Source organism: Bacillus sp. FSL R5-0431 (assembly GCF_038002985.1).
GTDB lineage: Bacteria > Bacillota > Bacilli > Bacillales > Bacillaceae > Bacillus.
The window spans coordinates 1,900,357-1,913,225 of the sequence record NZ_JBBOOG010000001.1; the positions used below are offsets into that span (position 1 = coordinate 1,900,357).

Below are 12,869 nucleotides of genomic sequence, written 5' to 3' on the forward strand. Positions count from 1 at the left end.
TTATCAAGGACGATGCTTCATCCGTCAACCAAAGGATCGAAGTTCTCTTTGAAAAGATAAGCCATTTAACCTTGCATTGCATAATCTTTAAAGAGGAACTTGATAAGGAAAGAAGGGATTTTATGAGTGATTATGTAGAAATGCTTGCCTATTTTGGCGTATCCAGTGCCCATCCTGGCGGAATTGAGTTAACAAAAACGATGCTTGAGCATATAAAGTTGACGCCGGATGCACGTATACTGGATGCGGGATGCGGGACAGGACAAACGGCGGCATATTTAGGAAATATCGGTTATCAGGTAGAGGCGATTGATACACACCCTTTGATGATTGAAAAGGCCAACCTGCGATTTGAGCGAGAAGAACTGCCGATCCGCGCATTGCAAGCATCAATTGAACAGCTGCCATTTCCAGATGAAGCGTTCACTCTTCTCATCAGTGAATCTGTTTTAAGCTTCACAAACCTTCCTGCTGCACTTGCTGAGATCAAACGAGTGCTTGCCCCTGGAAGTCAAATGATCGCAAATGAAGCTGTGTTAAAAGCACCCCTTACACCAGAGGAGCTCGCCACCGTACGAGATTTTTACGGGTTCCACTCACTCTTTTCACTTGAAGAATGGAAGGAGCAGCTAAAAGCAGCAGGATTCCATGACTTTCGCATTCTCTCATTTGATGAACACATGGTACAGGAGGAGCCGACAGAAATGGAATTATCTGAACACATCCCGCCTTCTCTTTACGAAACGCTGCAAACACACTACGATCTGATTCAAGCGCACCGGAAGCAGCTAAGCCACATTCTATTTGAATGTACCGTATAAAATGAGCGAATCTCCTATATGTTTTGTCCAAACTCTATGAGGTCTCTCGCATAGGATAAGAGTGAACAGAGTTTGTCATAAGGAGGAAAAATATGGAGCGCTATCAAAAGCTTTGTCAGCAGCACATGGGAAAAGTCGCTAGAATCACAGATCGTAATGGCAGAGTACATGTCGGACGCATTGAGCGGGTGACAAACCGTAAAGTGTATATTCGTCCAGTCGGCGGTTCTCGCGGCGGCTTTGGCTTTGGTTATTACGGAGGGTATTACGGCTGGGGTGCCGCTTATGGCATCGGGCTTGGTTTCATTACAGGTTTCGCATTAGCAGGATTGTTCTTTTTTTAAAAGAAGAATAAAGAAGGCCCCCCGAATAGCTGGGAGGCCTTTTTATTTGATTAGATTTTCTTCACTTTGTTCATGTACTCTTCAAATGTTAAATCGTGATCATGCATCGCTTTTGCTGCTTCTTTTCCAACATAGCGCAGATGCCACGGCTCATATTCATATTTTGTAATATCTTCTTTTCCTTTTGGATAACGAATGATAAAACCATATTTATAGGCGTTTTTAGCCACCCATTTGCCATCAGGTGTTTCACCAAACTTTTCAGAGATGTCAAAGCCGGCACTTTTTGAGGAAATGTCCATGGCAAGGCCTGTTTGATGTTCACTTTCGCCTGGTAAAGCTACTGCTTCCTGCGCTTTGTCTTTGCCTTTTAATTTGACTTCACTATCAAAAATGACTTTTTGACGGTCATAGGAGCGATAGCCAGATACTGCAGCCAGCTCGAAGTTTTTCTTTTTCGCATCTTTGAATAACTTCTCAAGTGCTTCCGCTGCTTCTTTACGAATATATCGTTTTTCAATATCCTCTGAAAAAGAGAATTCTACTTTTGGTACAACGAGATCAGAAGGTTTATAGGTTCCTGGTAATGCGTATTCTTTGTTGACAAGAGCTAGCACGTTTGCAGGATTTTGAATGGTTTTCAGCCCACTTACCACCTTGATGTCATTGAAATATTCACTCTTTAATGTCAGCTCTTGATCCGATGAATCTGCTGTATTGTTTGAGTTTTGCTGGGTAGATGAATTTGCTGCGCTCTTTTGTTCGTTTGTTTTGTTCGATTCAGATGTACCGCTTTTTTGATCCAGCAACTGGCAGCCCGATAGTGCGGCTGTCAAACCAAGAATCGATGCGATTGAGAGTATTTTATAGCTTTTCTTCATGACATACCTTCCTTTTGCTCTTCTAAAAAAAAATAAAGATGCGCTACATCGTAGCACACCCTTTATACTATTATAAAACGGAGTCTAGTGCAATTAAGATCATTTCGTCAAATGTCGTTTGACGCTCTTCAGCCGTTGTTTCTTCTCCTGTGAGAACATGATCACTCACTGTCAGAATGGATAACGCTTTTCGATCAAATTTTGCTGCAAGCGAATAAAGAGCTGTTGTCTCCATTTCAATCGCTAGGATACCGTATTGAGCCATGAGTTCAAGTGGTTTTTCATTGTAAAATTGGTCTGCGGTAAATACATTACCGACACGTACAGCGACATTTTTTGCTTCTGCTGTATCGTAGGCTTTCTTAAGCAGTCCAAAATCAGCGCAAGGTGCGTAATCAATCGGTCCAAACGCCACACGATTCATTTGTGAGTCTGTTGAAGATGTTTGAGCTAAAATGACATCACGCACGTTGACATCCCTTTTGATAGCCCCGCAAGATCCGACGCGGATTAAGTTTTGAACATCATAGCTTTGAATGAGTTCATTCACATAAATCGAAATAGAAGGTACGCCCATTCCGGTACCTTGTACAGAAACGCGCTTTCCTTTGTAGGTTCCAGTATAACCATACATTCCGCGCACTTCGTTATAGCATTCGACATCTTCTAAATATGTATCTGCAATATATTTCGCACGAAGCGGGTCGCCTGGCAGCAATACCGTTTCTGCAATTTGTCCTTTTTCTGCTCCAATATGTACACTCATTTTTTAGCCTCCACTTACGTTTACTATGTGATTTATCCTATTTAGTATAAACGATTGAGCCTAAAAAAGAAAATACCAGCTGAAGCTTAAGCTGGCATCGTCAATCATCTATTTAACTCATCGTCATCAGTCGTTCACTGCGTTTCCATCCTGCCGGAAAAAGCTGATAATAGCACTTTCCCTTCTTCTTATCATCAATCACAACAATATCACCTGTTGTCATAAACCGTGCATTGTAATCATTAGGGACTGTATCATGTACATTAAATGTCGAGAATGCTTTTTCCAGAACATCCAGGTGTGTTCTGCCGCCAATCTTTGTCCGGTACACAGGCTGATGCCCGCTTGCAGCGCCATATTCAGGTGTCTGATAAATGGTTAAGTGAAATGCTGAAGGTTTCTTTTGAAAAAATCTCAACGTCAATTGCATTCAAATCCCTCCCCTTTTATATAAAATTGGCTGGGGTCTGTCAATTTCCTTCTTCTATTTTTGTCGAATGACAGACAATTTTTCGTCAATCTTTTTACAAATGAGAAATAAAGCAAGTCCTATCGCAAAACCGCCTGCAACATCTGTCAAATAATGAACACCGATATACATTCGGCTGATCCCAATCAAAAGAACACAGAACCCCGTGATCAAGTAGACGATTTTTTGTCTTTCTTTCAGCCATGGAATCATTTCAACTAATAGATAAGCTATAAAAGGATAGATTGTGGCTGCATTCATCGAATGTCCGCTCGGAAAGCTGTAATACGTTTCATTGACAAGATGATCAAAGGCCGGTCGCTCTCTAGCAAACAGCCCCTTTAGTTCATGATTGATGGTTTTTTCTGTGAGATATAATAGAAAAAGCATCATGATAGAGTAATAGCGCTTATACATGAATAGTACGACACTAAAAATGAGCATGATTGGGACGAGCAGCGCACTAATGCCAAAGTCCGTCAAAGTCAGCATGACATTATTTAAAAAAGGGAGTCTGATGCTCTCAAACCATAAGATGATCTGGTTGTCCAATTCTTGACCCGCACCAGATACCATGAGCGCAGCAATGGCGCCAAATAAAATCAAAAGAAATAGGATATACACGCGAAAGATTCTCCTCCCTCTCTCTTCAGAATCTCTTCAAAGTATAGTGCCTACCACGCCTCTTCTTCAACTATCATTGCTTTTTTCAGCATATATTCAAACGTAATGTCAGCCAGCTCAAACGTTTCCAGCTCAGCAGGTATGTACCCTCTTTTGACCAGCTCCATGTAGAAGAATTCCGCAATTTCCTCTGTATCAATCACCAAATCTGCTTCTTTCATTACATTCCGCCTCCTTTTTTATGATGTATGAACGACGCCTGTTTTTTATTACAGTTTGTCATAATGGCTCATTCCATACATATAAATGCAGTAAACAAAAAGAAAAGGGGTTTGAGGCAATGAAATGGTTAAGCATATTAGATGGAGAAACGTTTGATCAGGTGATGGGCCGTATCTTGAGGGGATGGTTTTATGTGATTGTTTTTTTCTGTGTGCCTTATTTTTTATTCGTGTTAGGACAAGTCTTTCTTTAACCAAAATGCTCGTGTAAACTTTCCAATATAAAATCCATCATATCCTTGTATTCTGGATCTTCGAAAAATTCGTAGAGAATTTTATAGTCATTATATATATCAAGAAGCTCATCCACTATAGATACAGCGAGGAATTCTAGTGATGCTTCGCTTTCTTGTTTCTCTTCTAGTTGTAATAGAGCCGTTTGAACCATATCTTCTTCCATTTCTTTTGAGGTTTCACCGACGTAATGCACAAAAAGAAGCTGATGAACGAACTGGTCCATCTCATATTTCCTCAGGACAAGCGTTAAGTCTTCCTCTTCTGTTTCCAGCCACTCTCCGTCCTTTAGCCTCGTGAGTTCGTAAATGACATCTTCCCAGCCGTCATCAAGGTATCGCCATATTTCAGTCCGATGGCCAATAATTTTAAATAGCTCTTTTCCGTAATCTTTTACATATACAACATCGCCAATGAGGAACTCATATTCAATGTCCAGCTTTTCTGTATCCACAATCACCCCGTCGTACTCATCGTAAAGCTGAAGTGATGTTTCAAAATAAAGCACCTCATTATGATTGACCTCATACAAATAGTGCTGGTCAATTTGATGGACTTTTGTAATCGTTCCGACTGTGCCGTACATGACAACGACGACAATATCCCCTACTTGATATTTTGGTGCTTTCGCCTTCATTCTGTCTCCCCCTTGCCCGACTTTTGGTCTTAACGTATCGTATGCCGGCGCAAGGAATTCTGCATGGGCAACCACACCATGCAAAACGCCATTTTATTTCTTATAAAAAAACCGCTTCTCCCATCTGGAACAAGCGGTTGTTTGTTATTTTTTTTTGACTTCTACTTCATATTGCTCAAACGCTTCGTCAAATGTTGTCATTGAGCTCAAATAATCGCCATTTAATTCTAAATAGGCACACAGCTCATGATAATCAATGGACGCTTTCGGGAAGCTGTGATCCTCATAAGCAGCATTTGCAAAATGGCTGATTTCATCTTTCGGTTTTGGATGTCTGTACTTCATTAAATAATGGTAAAACGACTTCACCTGTTTTTCCCTCCGCGACACTCTATTTTGTTGTTATATTATACAGCAATTTGATGACTTGTATAGGCGGAGGTACAACTTATGATGAAAAGTCAAAGTAATTTCGCTTTAATAACCGCTCCATGCTCATTAATTCTTCGTATGAAATTTTTTCTGGAAGTTTTGTCTGATCCACTAAAATTAATTGATCTTCTATCTCTTTGACCGTCTCATCCTTTTGATATAACATGCCGCAGTGCGTGCAGGAAATGGACGGTGTTTCGATGATTTCAATTGATTGTGTGCCAGTGATCAGTTCCCAATAGACTGTTGTCTGCTCTGCGTTTGCTTTGTTTTCCTCACACCAATCACATGTCAGCAAGGTCATTTCTCCTCCTTTACAGTTTGATCTTTTTTGAGCTGTGCTTGATATTTTTTCTCTTTTAATTCATCTCGTTTTTCACGTTTGTTTTTGAGTGTGTCATGCTCAGGATTTGTCTCATATGCTTCTCTTCGTTTCATCCGGCTTAAATTCTCAGGCGTAAACGATTTCGCTTCATCCTGAAATAGTGCGGTAACACCAATTGCCGGTTCTTGTTTCTCTTCATAAATTTCATTAAAATACGCATCTGCCTGCCCTGCGACGTAATGCTCTGGTTCAGGGTAAGAGGTGATCACACCTTCAAAGTTACGAAGGACGACTTTGTCAGGGCTTTGCGATAATAAATAATTTGGCTGTAAGGCTATCTTTCCTCCGCCTCCTGGTGCATCTACAACAAAGCTTGGCACGGCATACCCACTCGTATGCCCTCTTAAGCCTTCAATGATTTCAAGACCTTTTGATACTGGTGTTCTAAAGTGGCCAATCCCCTCAGATAAATCACATTGATAGATATAATAAGGTCTGACCCGTATCTTCACGAGATCGTGCATCAGCTTCTTCATAATCGGCACACTGTCGTTAATACCTGCAAGGATGACAGCCTGATTACCAACAGGGACGCCGGCATTCACAAGACGTTCGCACGCTTCTTTCGCTTCTTTCGTAATTTCAATGCTTGTATTGAAATGGGTATTCAGCCAAACCGGATGATATTTTTTCAAAATCTCGCACAGCTCATCTGTAATGCGCTGCGGAAAGACGACCGGCGCGCGGGTTCCTATCCGAATGATCTCCACGTGCGGAATGTCTCGTAAGTTTTTCAAAATGTATTCAAGCACTTGATCATTGATTAAGAGCCCATCTCCGCCGGAAATTAACACATCCCGCACCTCAGGTGTTTCTCTAATATATCCAATGGCAGCATCTAACTGCTTTTTTGGCACGCCCATACCGATCTGGCCGGAAAAACGTCTTCTCGTACAATAGCGGCAGTACATGGAGCACTGATTTGTTACAAGAAAGAGCACACGATCTGGGTACCGATGCGTTAACCCCGGGACAGGTGAGTCCTCATCTTCATGCAGAGGGTCTTCCAAGTCATATTTTGTTTTATGAAGCTCCTCAGCGATTGGCACAGATTGCATACGTACTGGGCATCTTGGATCGTCTGGATTCATCAGTGAGGCATAGTAGGGTGTAATGTTGAGTGGAATGGTTTTGGTGGAAATCTTCACCCCTTCTCTTTCCTCTTCTGTTAAGTTCACGATTTTCTCTAAATCTTCAAGCGTTTTCACGGTATGCGTCAGCTGCCAAATCCAGTCGTTCCACTTTTCCTCAGGTACATCCTTCCAAAGCTCAATGTCCTTCCAATGACGCGCCGGTTCATACAGTTTCTGATTCATATCCATTCCCCCTATCAGCATTCACCTTATACTATGCAAGTTATGTGCCAACATGGGAAAATGCCCCTATTCTTTACAAAAGGAGCTTTACCCGTGATATCCAATGGATGGTGGTGCCTATTTTTCGGCATCTGCATATTTCTTCAGTTTATACTGCAGCGTTTGTCGAGGGATTTTTAAGGCTGCGGCGGTTTTTTTAATATTGCCATGATGCTGATTTAAAGCTTCTTGAATCAAAGTTTGTTCAAATAAAGAAACCTGACTTTTTAAGGAGGCGTCGGGTGTTTCTTCCTCGAGCTTCTGCGTACGTAAATGAGCAGGAAGGTATGAAGGTGTGATGTCTTCCGCTTCCTTTGGCATCATCAATACGGCATGCTCAATGGTATGTTTTAATTCTCGAACGTTTCCCGGCCAGTGGTGAGCCATAAACAATTGTTCCGTTTCTTCAGAAAGGCGTTTGACGTTTTTTGAAAACTGCTGATGATAGGTTTGAATGAAATGGCGGGAAAGCAGCGGGATGTCTTGCTTTCTCTCACGAAGCGGCGGGATATGAAAAGATGACACATGCAGTCTATAAAATAAGTCTTCTCTTAAAATTTGCTTTTTCACCGCTTCAAATGGGTCCATATTGAGTGCAGTAATGAGTCTTACATCCACTTGAATCGCTTTTGCATCCCCAATACGGCGCACAACACCATCCTCTAACACACGTAATAATTTCGTCTGCAGCGTGAGCGGCATCGCTTGCAGTTCATCAAGAAAAAGCGTGCCTCCATCAGCCAATTCAAAGAGCCCCTTGCGATCAATTGCGCCCGTATAGCTCCCTTTGACAGATCCGAATAATAGACTCTCAAGTAGCGATTCTGGAAGTGCTGCACAGTTTTGCGGAATGAACACTTGGTTTTTCCGGTCAGATTCATGAACAATGGCTTGAACGAGCACTTCTTTCCCTGTCCCTGTTTCCCCGTAGACAACAACTGATGACGGATAAGCAGCTGCTTTTTTTGCCTTTTCAAGCATTTCTTTTAAGAACGGATCATTTGTTAAAAATGAAGCAAAATCATGCATTTGTTCTGCCCCAGCCACATCGTGTATCCGTTTTTTTTGATCTAAACGATTTGAAAGGGCTGACAGCTTCGATACATCTTTTGCGACTTCGACCGCGCCTATTAACTTGCTTTCTTCAATAATGGGCAATGTCGTGTTGACGGTTTCAATTCTTTCTCCGTTTTTATTCAAATAGGTTTGCAGCGAATGATAAATGGGCTTCCCAGTTCTCAAAACATGCATAAGCGTACTTGTTTTTTCTGTTAAAGAGGGATACACCTCAAGGATGTACTTGCCAATCACCTCTTCTTTTTGTAAACAGTCAAACTTAGCGGCATTATGATTGTAAAAGATCGTCATGCCTTGATCATCTACAACATGAATGGCTTCATCAATGGCTTCTAAAATTAATTCAAACCAATCCGCTCTTTCGACAACTTTCCCCATTCTTTCCCCCTCACTTTCAGTGCCAAAAAACCGGCATCTATTGCCGGATTTTCAGCGGCTTGATCATCTTCCTCACACGTTCTCCTGTCCTTTCATGTTTCGCTTTTTCCTTGCAACTTCCTGCTTTTTTTGTCTATAGCGTCAAAAAAGCACCCCTCTTATGAGGAGTGCTTTCGCCCTGATGTTTGATAAAGAGACATATCAAATTCTTGCAGCGATTCCATATACAGCGGCACTATCGGCTTTCCTTCTTGAAATAACGTAAATTGGGAAGGGTATAAATTAATTGGCTGATGATAAAAAGCAAATCGCTTCACGACATCAGGATCAATACGGTAAAAGGTATGATGCATCAGTAAATAGACATCTTGTTTCCATTTAAACAGCCGTCTGTTTGGCGGACTAAATACTGGAGAAACTTGAATCATGCCGCCATCTTCAAACATCTGAAGCCGTTCATTTGAAATCGTATAGATCTCCTTAGGGTGAAACTGAAAATATTGCACGTCACGTTTTGCAGCAAATCGCCTTTTTTTCTGATCTTCAATATAATAGAACGTTTTCCCATGATCTGCCGTGACAACTGTATAATTTGGTACTGCCAGCATGTCTTTCATCTCATATTTCATCGCACATAACGATGGCACCCGAATTGCGCGCCTGTTTTTTTCGTTCACCCAGCACCTTTCAATTTCATGAAGATTGCCGCCTGCGATTTGGTAGTAATCCCCTTCCTTTTCAATCACCGTTCCGTCAATGAGATCATACGGCATACTCGAAAACAGATGATGAAAGGAATGAGGGGTTTTATACGTTGTATCAAGTACATCTCTTAATGGAAAAAACGCGGCAAATTGATTCAGCCTCATCCAAAAAACAGAATCTGCATGATGCCAGTGTTTCGGCCCATCATCCCAATATTGCCCGTATTTTTCATGAATTAGCGGAAGCAAACGCCTTCTGTGCATGACCGAACAATGATCCACTTGAAAGGACGCATGCTCCAAGATTTGGTCTGCTTCACGGACAAAGCTCATGGTCTCAACTAAATGCTTATCAACATGCACGACCCGCTGCGAGGAATACACGATATCGATATGAGGCTTCGACTGAAAAACATCCACCATTTTCTGCAAACGATCTTGATGATACACAGTATCATCTGTTAAATAACAAATGAGCTGACCTGTTATACGGGTTAGCGCTTCATTAATAAGCGTCGCATACCGAACGGTTAACAGCCGTTTTGCAGGATGAACCGTGCGTGAATACAGATGAATGCGTTCATCGTCTAAATAGGGCTGGATCTTTTGGAGGGTGCCTTGTTCTGAGCCATCATCCATAATCAGAAGCTCCCAATTTGAATACGTTTGTTCCACCATACTCTTTAGCACACGATCAATGAAATCAGGTTTATTGTAGCTTGTTAAAATTACCGATACTTTCATGATCATTATCCTTTTTAATTAGATTAAAAAGCCCCCCAGCTGACAATGTTCACGTAAGGAACATTCACTCTTAGCTGATTTGTCACGTTTTTAAAGACCGCTACTGTATCAAAGAGCTGCACAACAACTACGTTTTGAAGGACCTCTCCATTGACTAAATGAACACGTGGCAGCGGTATGCCAAGCTCAAGCCATGGACGAAGTAATTCTTTGATGTCTGACACACTCTCTTCCTCACTTTCTTCTAAAAGACGAAAAAGAAGTAAAATCAAGATGACTTCAAGTACTCCTTCTGCTTCTAGTAATTCTTCGTTCCAACCATTTAATAATTGTTCAAATTCCATTCATAATCCCTCTCTCTTCACATTTAATCTTTACTAGAGTATGAGAATCACTTCATTTAGCCTCAGCATTTGAAAACATTTTTAAAAATGTGTGAAGTAATTAAATGAAAAAAAGAACAAAGAATCAGCGTTCTGCTTATACCAAAAAAAGTGAACGGCATATACATAGGGGTGAGTTTGAATTGATGAAGAAAGGATGGGGAAAAAATGAGCGACAAGCGTGCCGAATTAAAAAAAGAACTATTGAAAGTGTTTTTCAAACCACTTACTCGTGCATTAACAGTTAATCTTGAAGAAGGAGGAGTTCAAATGGAAGAAAAATTGAACAATTTATTAAGTGAAGTGGCAGCTGAGGCATCACCTTCAGATTCTGCTACAACACTCGATGTATCGCAGCCAGCAAGATGGATTTTTGCAAGACTTGCACCAGGAACCGTCATCAGCATTGTCACTGACTCAGGAGATTTAATCGGGCCGGTTCAATTCGTAGCATTCAATGCTTCAACGGGTGTTGTATTTGTTACACAAGAAAGCTCAGTTACACCAACAGGCTCTGCAACGACTTTATTAGATGTAGATAAAGTTGAAAGTGTTACGTTCACATCTTAATGTGAGAGGGCCATCATGAAGGTTCTTTATATCAGCTCTGGCTACGGTGGAATCTATCACATGTTTGATCAATGGGTAGAAGAGAGCTTCATTGATTCCCCCTTTTCATGTGTAAAAATTGATCGAGAATCTCTACCCCCTCACATGCACAAAATCCGGACATTTTCTCCGGATTTTGTTTTGATGATGATCGGTGATCATGTTCCGAGCGAAGTGCTTCATCAATTCAAACAAGAAAAGATCCCGATCGTTTTGTGGATGACAGAAGATCCCTTTTATACAGATGTGTCAGCTGCTTGCACGCGTGATGCGCGGCTCATATTAACGATTGATGAAGGAGCTTTGCCATTTTACAAACAATTGGGCATAGGTCACACCCACTACTTTCCCATTCCGGTAAATACACGTGTTTTTCAAAAAAACGAATCGCCTGAAGAGATGTGCAACTATGACATTGCACTCGCCGGCTACCCTTATCCCAACCGCATCAAAGCCATTGATACACTCTTACAACAGAACAAATGGCGGATTCTCGTTGCAGGTAAGGAATGGCATCGTCATTTAAATAAGTCACGAAGACATTATCGAGATCTCACACTAGTGACCAATTGGCTGAGCCCTCAGCAAATGGCGGACATCTATCAGCAATCAGCGATTGTTCTTAACCCGCACAGGCCGGCTCAGTTTGCCTATAATAAAAACAAAGCCATGATTCAAAATGTAAGCCTGAACAACAGAGCGTTTGATATCGCTGCAGCTGAAAGCTTTCAATTGACGGATCTACAACCGCCGCAAGCTTTTTCAAGCTTCGTTTTTTATAAAGATGAGGACGATTTGCTGGAACAGGTTGAATATTATGGATCAAATGCCGAGAAAAGAAAAGCGATCGCACGAAACAATTACGAACAAGTCGTTCCCTGGAATACATTTGAGACATTTCCACACAGGCTTTATGAGATCGTAAAAAGCGCCCTATGACCGGGCGCTTTTCTCGTTGAAATTCATCTTATGCATAACCCTCCGCATCTCGGCGAGCCAATAAGACTTTCTCCGCTTTCTCAAGGTCTTCCTCCTGTTTCACCACGAGTGATTTTTGGCGATCCATGATATACGCTCCAACAGATCCTTCTAAAAAGGAATGAATGCATTCTTTTGCATATGGAACATGAAAAGCATACACTGCTCCATTTAAACGGCCATACGTATATGGCTGCTCATGCTTTGGCATGAAAAAGTAATGATTGTCCTTATATAAAGTTGCTTCATTATTCTCATGCAGTGTCCATGTTTCATTTGGGTTTTCTAGCGCCTCTGTAAAAGATGCCATGCAGTCATAACTCCCTTCTACTAGAAGCTGCAAGCACTTCTCAATATCTTCCGGCTCTCTTAAAGGAGACGATGGATGCAAATATAGAACAATATCAAAGGTCTTCCCCTCACGCTCTAAATAAGCAAGCGCATGCTTCACAGCTATGAGTGACGGTGTTTGTTCCGTTACATGCGTGTCTGGCAGTTCAATCACATGGGCTCCGTAGTGAGATGAAATGATTTGAGTATTGACATCCTCTGTAGAGACGATGACTTCATCTAACTCAATCATTTGCAGTAACGGCTGAATGGTCCAATAGATGAGCGGCCGCTCCGCCAATACGCGAATGTGTTCATCATGCTGATCGCGCCTACTTCTAAAAGCTGGTATCAAGGCTAAAATACGATTTCCCCTATACATGTATTCCCTTCTCCCCTCACGCAAAGCTCTCTTCATTTTCATCCGAGCTGATCGC

At 41.6% G+C, this 12,869-nt stretch carries 18 protein-coding genes; 5 read left to right on the forward strand and 13 right to left on the reverse strand.

Annotation, left to right across the window (positions count from 1 at the left end; all coding sequences use genetic code 11):
• The first annotated feature begins 122 nt into the window (after positions 1–122).
• A complete protein-coding gene (locus tag MKZ03_RS09395) occupies positions 123–821 on the forward strand; it encodes a class I SAM-dependent methyltransferase (RefSeq protein ID WP_060596696.1) in 699 nt (232 codons plus the stop codon).
• Positions 822–913: 92 nt separating this feature from the next.
• Complete coding sequence (locus tag MKZ03_RS09400) at positions 914–1,165, forward strand: hypothetical protein (protein WP_003216113.1); 252 nt, start codon at positions 914–916, stop codon at positions 1,163–1,165.
• A 50-nt stretch (positions 1,166–1,215) separates the two neighbouring features.
• On the opposite strand, the gene MKZ03_RS09405 is transcribed toward MKZ03_RS09400, so the two are convergent.
• From MKZ03_RS09405 to MKZ03_RS09425, 5 genes are all read right to left on the reverse strand, one after another.
• Positions 1,216–2,046: a M15 family metallopeptidase gene (locus MKZ03_RS09405; protein WP_060596558.1), complete on the reverse strand. Its 831-nt coding sequence runs from the start codon at positions 2,044–2,046 to the stop codon at positions 1,216–1,218.
• Positions 2,047–2,116: 70 nt separating this feature from the next.
• Positions 2,117–2,812: a purine-nucleoside phosphorylase gene (gene deoD / locus MKZ03_RS09410; RefSeq protein ID WP_012010274.1), complete on the reverse strand. Its 696-nt coding sequence runs from the start codon at positions 2,810–2,812 to the stop codon at positions 2,117–2,119.
• Positions 2,813–2,924: 112 nt separating this feature from the next.
• Positions 2,925–3,242, reverse strand: coding sequence for a YodL domain-containing protein (locus MKZ03_RS09415; protein ID WP_095285295.1), 318 nt, complete (start codon positions 3,240–3,242; stop codon positions 2,925–2,927).
• Positions 3,243–3,296: 54 nt separating this feature from the next.
• The gene (locus MKZ03_RS09420) at positions 3,297–3,905 is read right to left on the reverse strand and encodes a phosphatase PAP2 family protein (RefSeq protein ID WP_187703919.1); all 609 of its coding nucleotides are present in this window, start codon (positions 3,903–3,905) and stop codon (positions 3,297–3,299) included.
• Positions 3,906–3,955: 50 nt separating this feature from the next.
• Positions 3,956–4,126: a YozD family protein gene (locus MKZ03_RS09425; RefSeq protein ID WP_066030762.1), complete on the reverse strand. Its 171-nt coding sequence runs from the start codon at positions 4,124–4,126 to the stop codon at positions 3,956–3,958.
• A 119-nt stretch (positions 4,127–4,245) separates the two neighbouring features.
• Here MKZ03_RS09425 and MKZ03_RS09430 point away from each other — a divergent pair, with 119 nt between their 5' ends.
• Complete coding sequence (locus tag MKZ03_RS09430) at positions 4,246–4,380, forward strand: hypothetical protein (protein ID WP_258182067.1); 135 nt, start codon at positions 4,246–4,248, stop codon at positions 4,378–4,380.
• Here the strand turns inward: MKZ03_RS09430 and MKZ03_RS09435 are convergent.
• From MKZ03_RS09435 to cgeC, 7 genes are all read right to left on the reverse strand, one after another.
• The gene (locus MKZ03_RS09435) at positions 4,377–5,057 is read right to left on the reverse strand and encodes a hypothetical protein (RefSeq protein WP_012010279.1); all 681 of its coding nucleotides are present in this window, start codon (positions 5,055–5,057) and stop codon (positions 4,377–4,379) included. The two genes, MKZ03_RS09430 and MKZ03_RS09435, sit on opposite strands and share 4 nt — an antisense overlap.
• 144 nt (positions 5,058–5,201) lie before the next feature.
• Positions 5,202–5,426, reverse strand: a complete 225-nt coding sequence (locus tag MKZ03_RS09440; protein ID WP_034660951.1) for a YozE family protein — start codon at positions 5,424–5,426, stop codon at positions 5,202–5,204.
• Positions 5,427–5,505: 79 nt separating this feature from the next.
• The gene (locus MKZ03_RS09445) at positions 5,506–5,787 is read right to left on the reverse strand and encodes a YokU family protein (RefSeq protein WP_080869528.1); all 282 of its coding nucleotides are present in this window, start codon (positions 5,785–5,787) and stop codon (positions 5,506–5,508) included.
• 2 nt (positions 5,788–5,789) lie between these two features.
• Entirely contained in the window at positions 5,790–7,190 is a 1,401-nt protein-coding gene (gene ablA / locus MKZ03_RS09450; RefSeq protein WP_034660953.1) for a lysine 2,3-aminomutase, read from the reverse strand.
• 117 nt (positions 7,191–7,307) lie between these two features.
• Positions 7,308–8,684 (reverse strand): sigma-54 interaction domain-containing protein, encoded by a 1,377-nt coding sequence (locus MKZ03_RS09455; RefSeq protein ID WP_307499786.1) that lies wholly within the window; start codon positions 8,682–8,684, stop codon positions 7,308–7,310.
• Positions 8,685–8,842: 158 nt separating this feature from the next.
• Positions 8,843–10,138, reverse strand: a complete 1,296-nt coding sequence (locus MKZ03_RS09460; protein WP_307499787.1) for a glycosyltransferase family A protein — start codon at positions 10,136–10,138, stop codon at positions 8,843–8,845.
• Positions 10,139–10,155: 17 nt separating this feature from the next.
• Complete coding sequence (gene cgeC / locus MKZ03_RS09465) at positions 10,156–10,476, reverse strand: spore maturation protein CgeC (protein WP_341031658.1); 321 nt, start codon at positions 10,474–10,476, stop codon at positions 10,156–10,158.
• 207 nt (positions 10,477–10,683) lie between these two features.
• Here cgeC and MKZ03_RS09470 point away from each other — a divergent pair, with 207 nt between their 5' ends.
• Together MKZ03_RS09470 and MKZ03_RS09475 are read left to right on the forward strand one after the other, a co-directional pair.
• A complete protein-coding gene (locus tag MKZ03_RS09470) occupies positions 10,684–11,085 on the forward strand; it encodes a hypothetical protein (RefSeq protein WP_106031081.1) in 402 nt (133 codons plus the stop codon).
• A 15-nt stretch (positions 11,086–11,100) separates the two neighbouring features.
• A complete protein-coding gene (locus MKZ03_RS09475) occupies positions 11,101–12,063 on the forward strand; it encodes a CgeB family protein (protein ID WP_341031661.1) in 963 nt (320 codons plus the stop codon).
• Between the two features lie 28 nt (positions 12,064–12,091).
• On the opposite strand, the gene MKZ03_RS09480 is transcribed toward MKZ03_RS09475, so the two are convergent.
• Complete coding sequence (locus tag MKZ03_RS09480; RefSeq protein WP_034660961.1) at positions 12,092–12,814, reverse strand: acylneuraminate cytidylyltransferase family protein; 723 nt, start codon at positions 12,812–12,814, stop codon at positions 12,092–12,094.
• Positions 12,815–12,869 lie beyond the last annotated feature (55 nt).

What these genes read in the sequence shown, in the direction of transcription:
- MKZ03_RS09400 (WP_003216113.1), top strand. Translation starts at nt 914, where the DNA reads ATGGAGCGCTATCAAAAGCTTTGTCAGCAGCACATGGGAAAAGTCGCT.
- MKZ03_RS09460 (WP_307499787.1), bottom strand. Translation starts at nt 10,138, where the DNA reads ATGATCATGAAAGTATCGGTAATTTTAACAAGCTACAATAAACCTGAT.
- MKZ03_RS09480 (WP_034660961.1), bottom strand. Translation starts at nt 12,814, where the DNA reads ATGTATAGGGGAAATCGTATTTTAGCCTTGATACCAGCTTTTAGAAGT.
- MKZ03_RS09425 (WP_066030762.1), bottom strand. Translation starts at nt 4,126, where the DNA reads ATGAAAGAAGCAGATTTGGTGATTGATACAGAGGAAATTGCGGAATTC.
- deoD (WP_012010274.1), bottom strand. Translation starts at nt 2,812, where the DNA reads ATGAGTGTACATATTGGAGCAGAAAAAGGACAAATTGCAGAAACGGTA.
- MKZ03_RS09455 (WP_307499786.1), bottom strand. Translation starts at nt 8,684, where the DNA reads ATGGGGAAAGTTGTCGAAAGAGCGGATTGGTTTGAATTAATTTTAGAA.
- MKZ03_RS09470 (WP_106031081.1), top strand. Translation starts at nt 10,684, where the DNA reads ATGAGCGACAAGCGTGCCGAATTAAAAAAAGAACTATTGAAAGTGTTT.
- MKZ03_RS09430 (WP_258182067.1), top strand. Translation starts at nt 4,246, where the DNA reads ATGAAATGGTTAAGCATATTAGATGGAGAAACGTTTGATCAGGTGATG.
- cgeC (WP_341031658.1), bottom strand. Translation starts at nt 10,476, where the DNA reads ATGGAATTTGAACAATTATTAAATGGTTGGAACGAAGAATTACTAGAA.
- MKZ03_RS09415 (WP_095285295.1), bottom strand. Translation starts at nt 3,242, where the DNA reads ATGCAATTGACGTTGAGATTTTTTCAAAAGAAACCTTCAGCATTTCAC.
- MKZ03_RS09475 (WP_341031661.1), top strand. Translation starts at nt 11,101, where the DNA reads ATGAAGGTTCTTTATATCAGCTCTGGCTACGGTGGAATCTATCACATG.
- MKZ03_RS09435 (WP_012010279.1), bottom strand. Translation starts at nt 5,057, where the DNA reads ATGAAGGCGAAAGCACCAAAATATCAAGTAGGGGATATTGTCGTCGTT.
- MKZ03_RS09405 (WP_060596558.1), bottom strand. Translation starts at nt 2,046, where the DNA reads ATGAAGAAAAGCTATAAAATACTCTCAATCGCATCGATTCTTGGTTTG.
- MKZ03_RS09395 (WP_060596696.1), top strand. Translation starts at nt 123, where the DNA reads ATGAGTGATTATGTAGAAATGCTTGCCTATTTTGGCGTATCCAGTGCC.
- ablA (WP_034660953.1), bottom strand. Translation starts at nt 7,190, where the DNA reads ATGAATCAGAAACTGTATGAACCGGCGCGTCATTGGAAGGACATTGAG.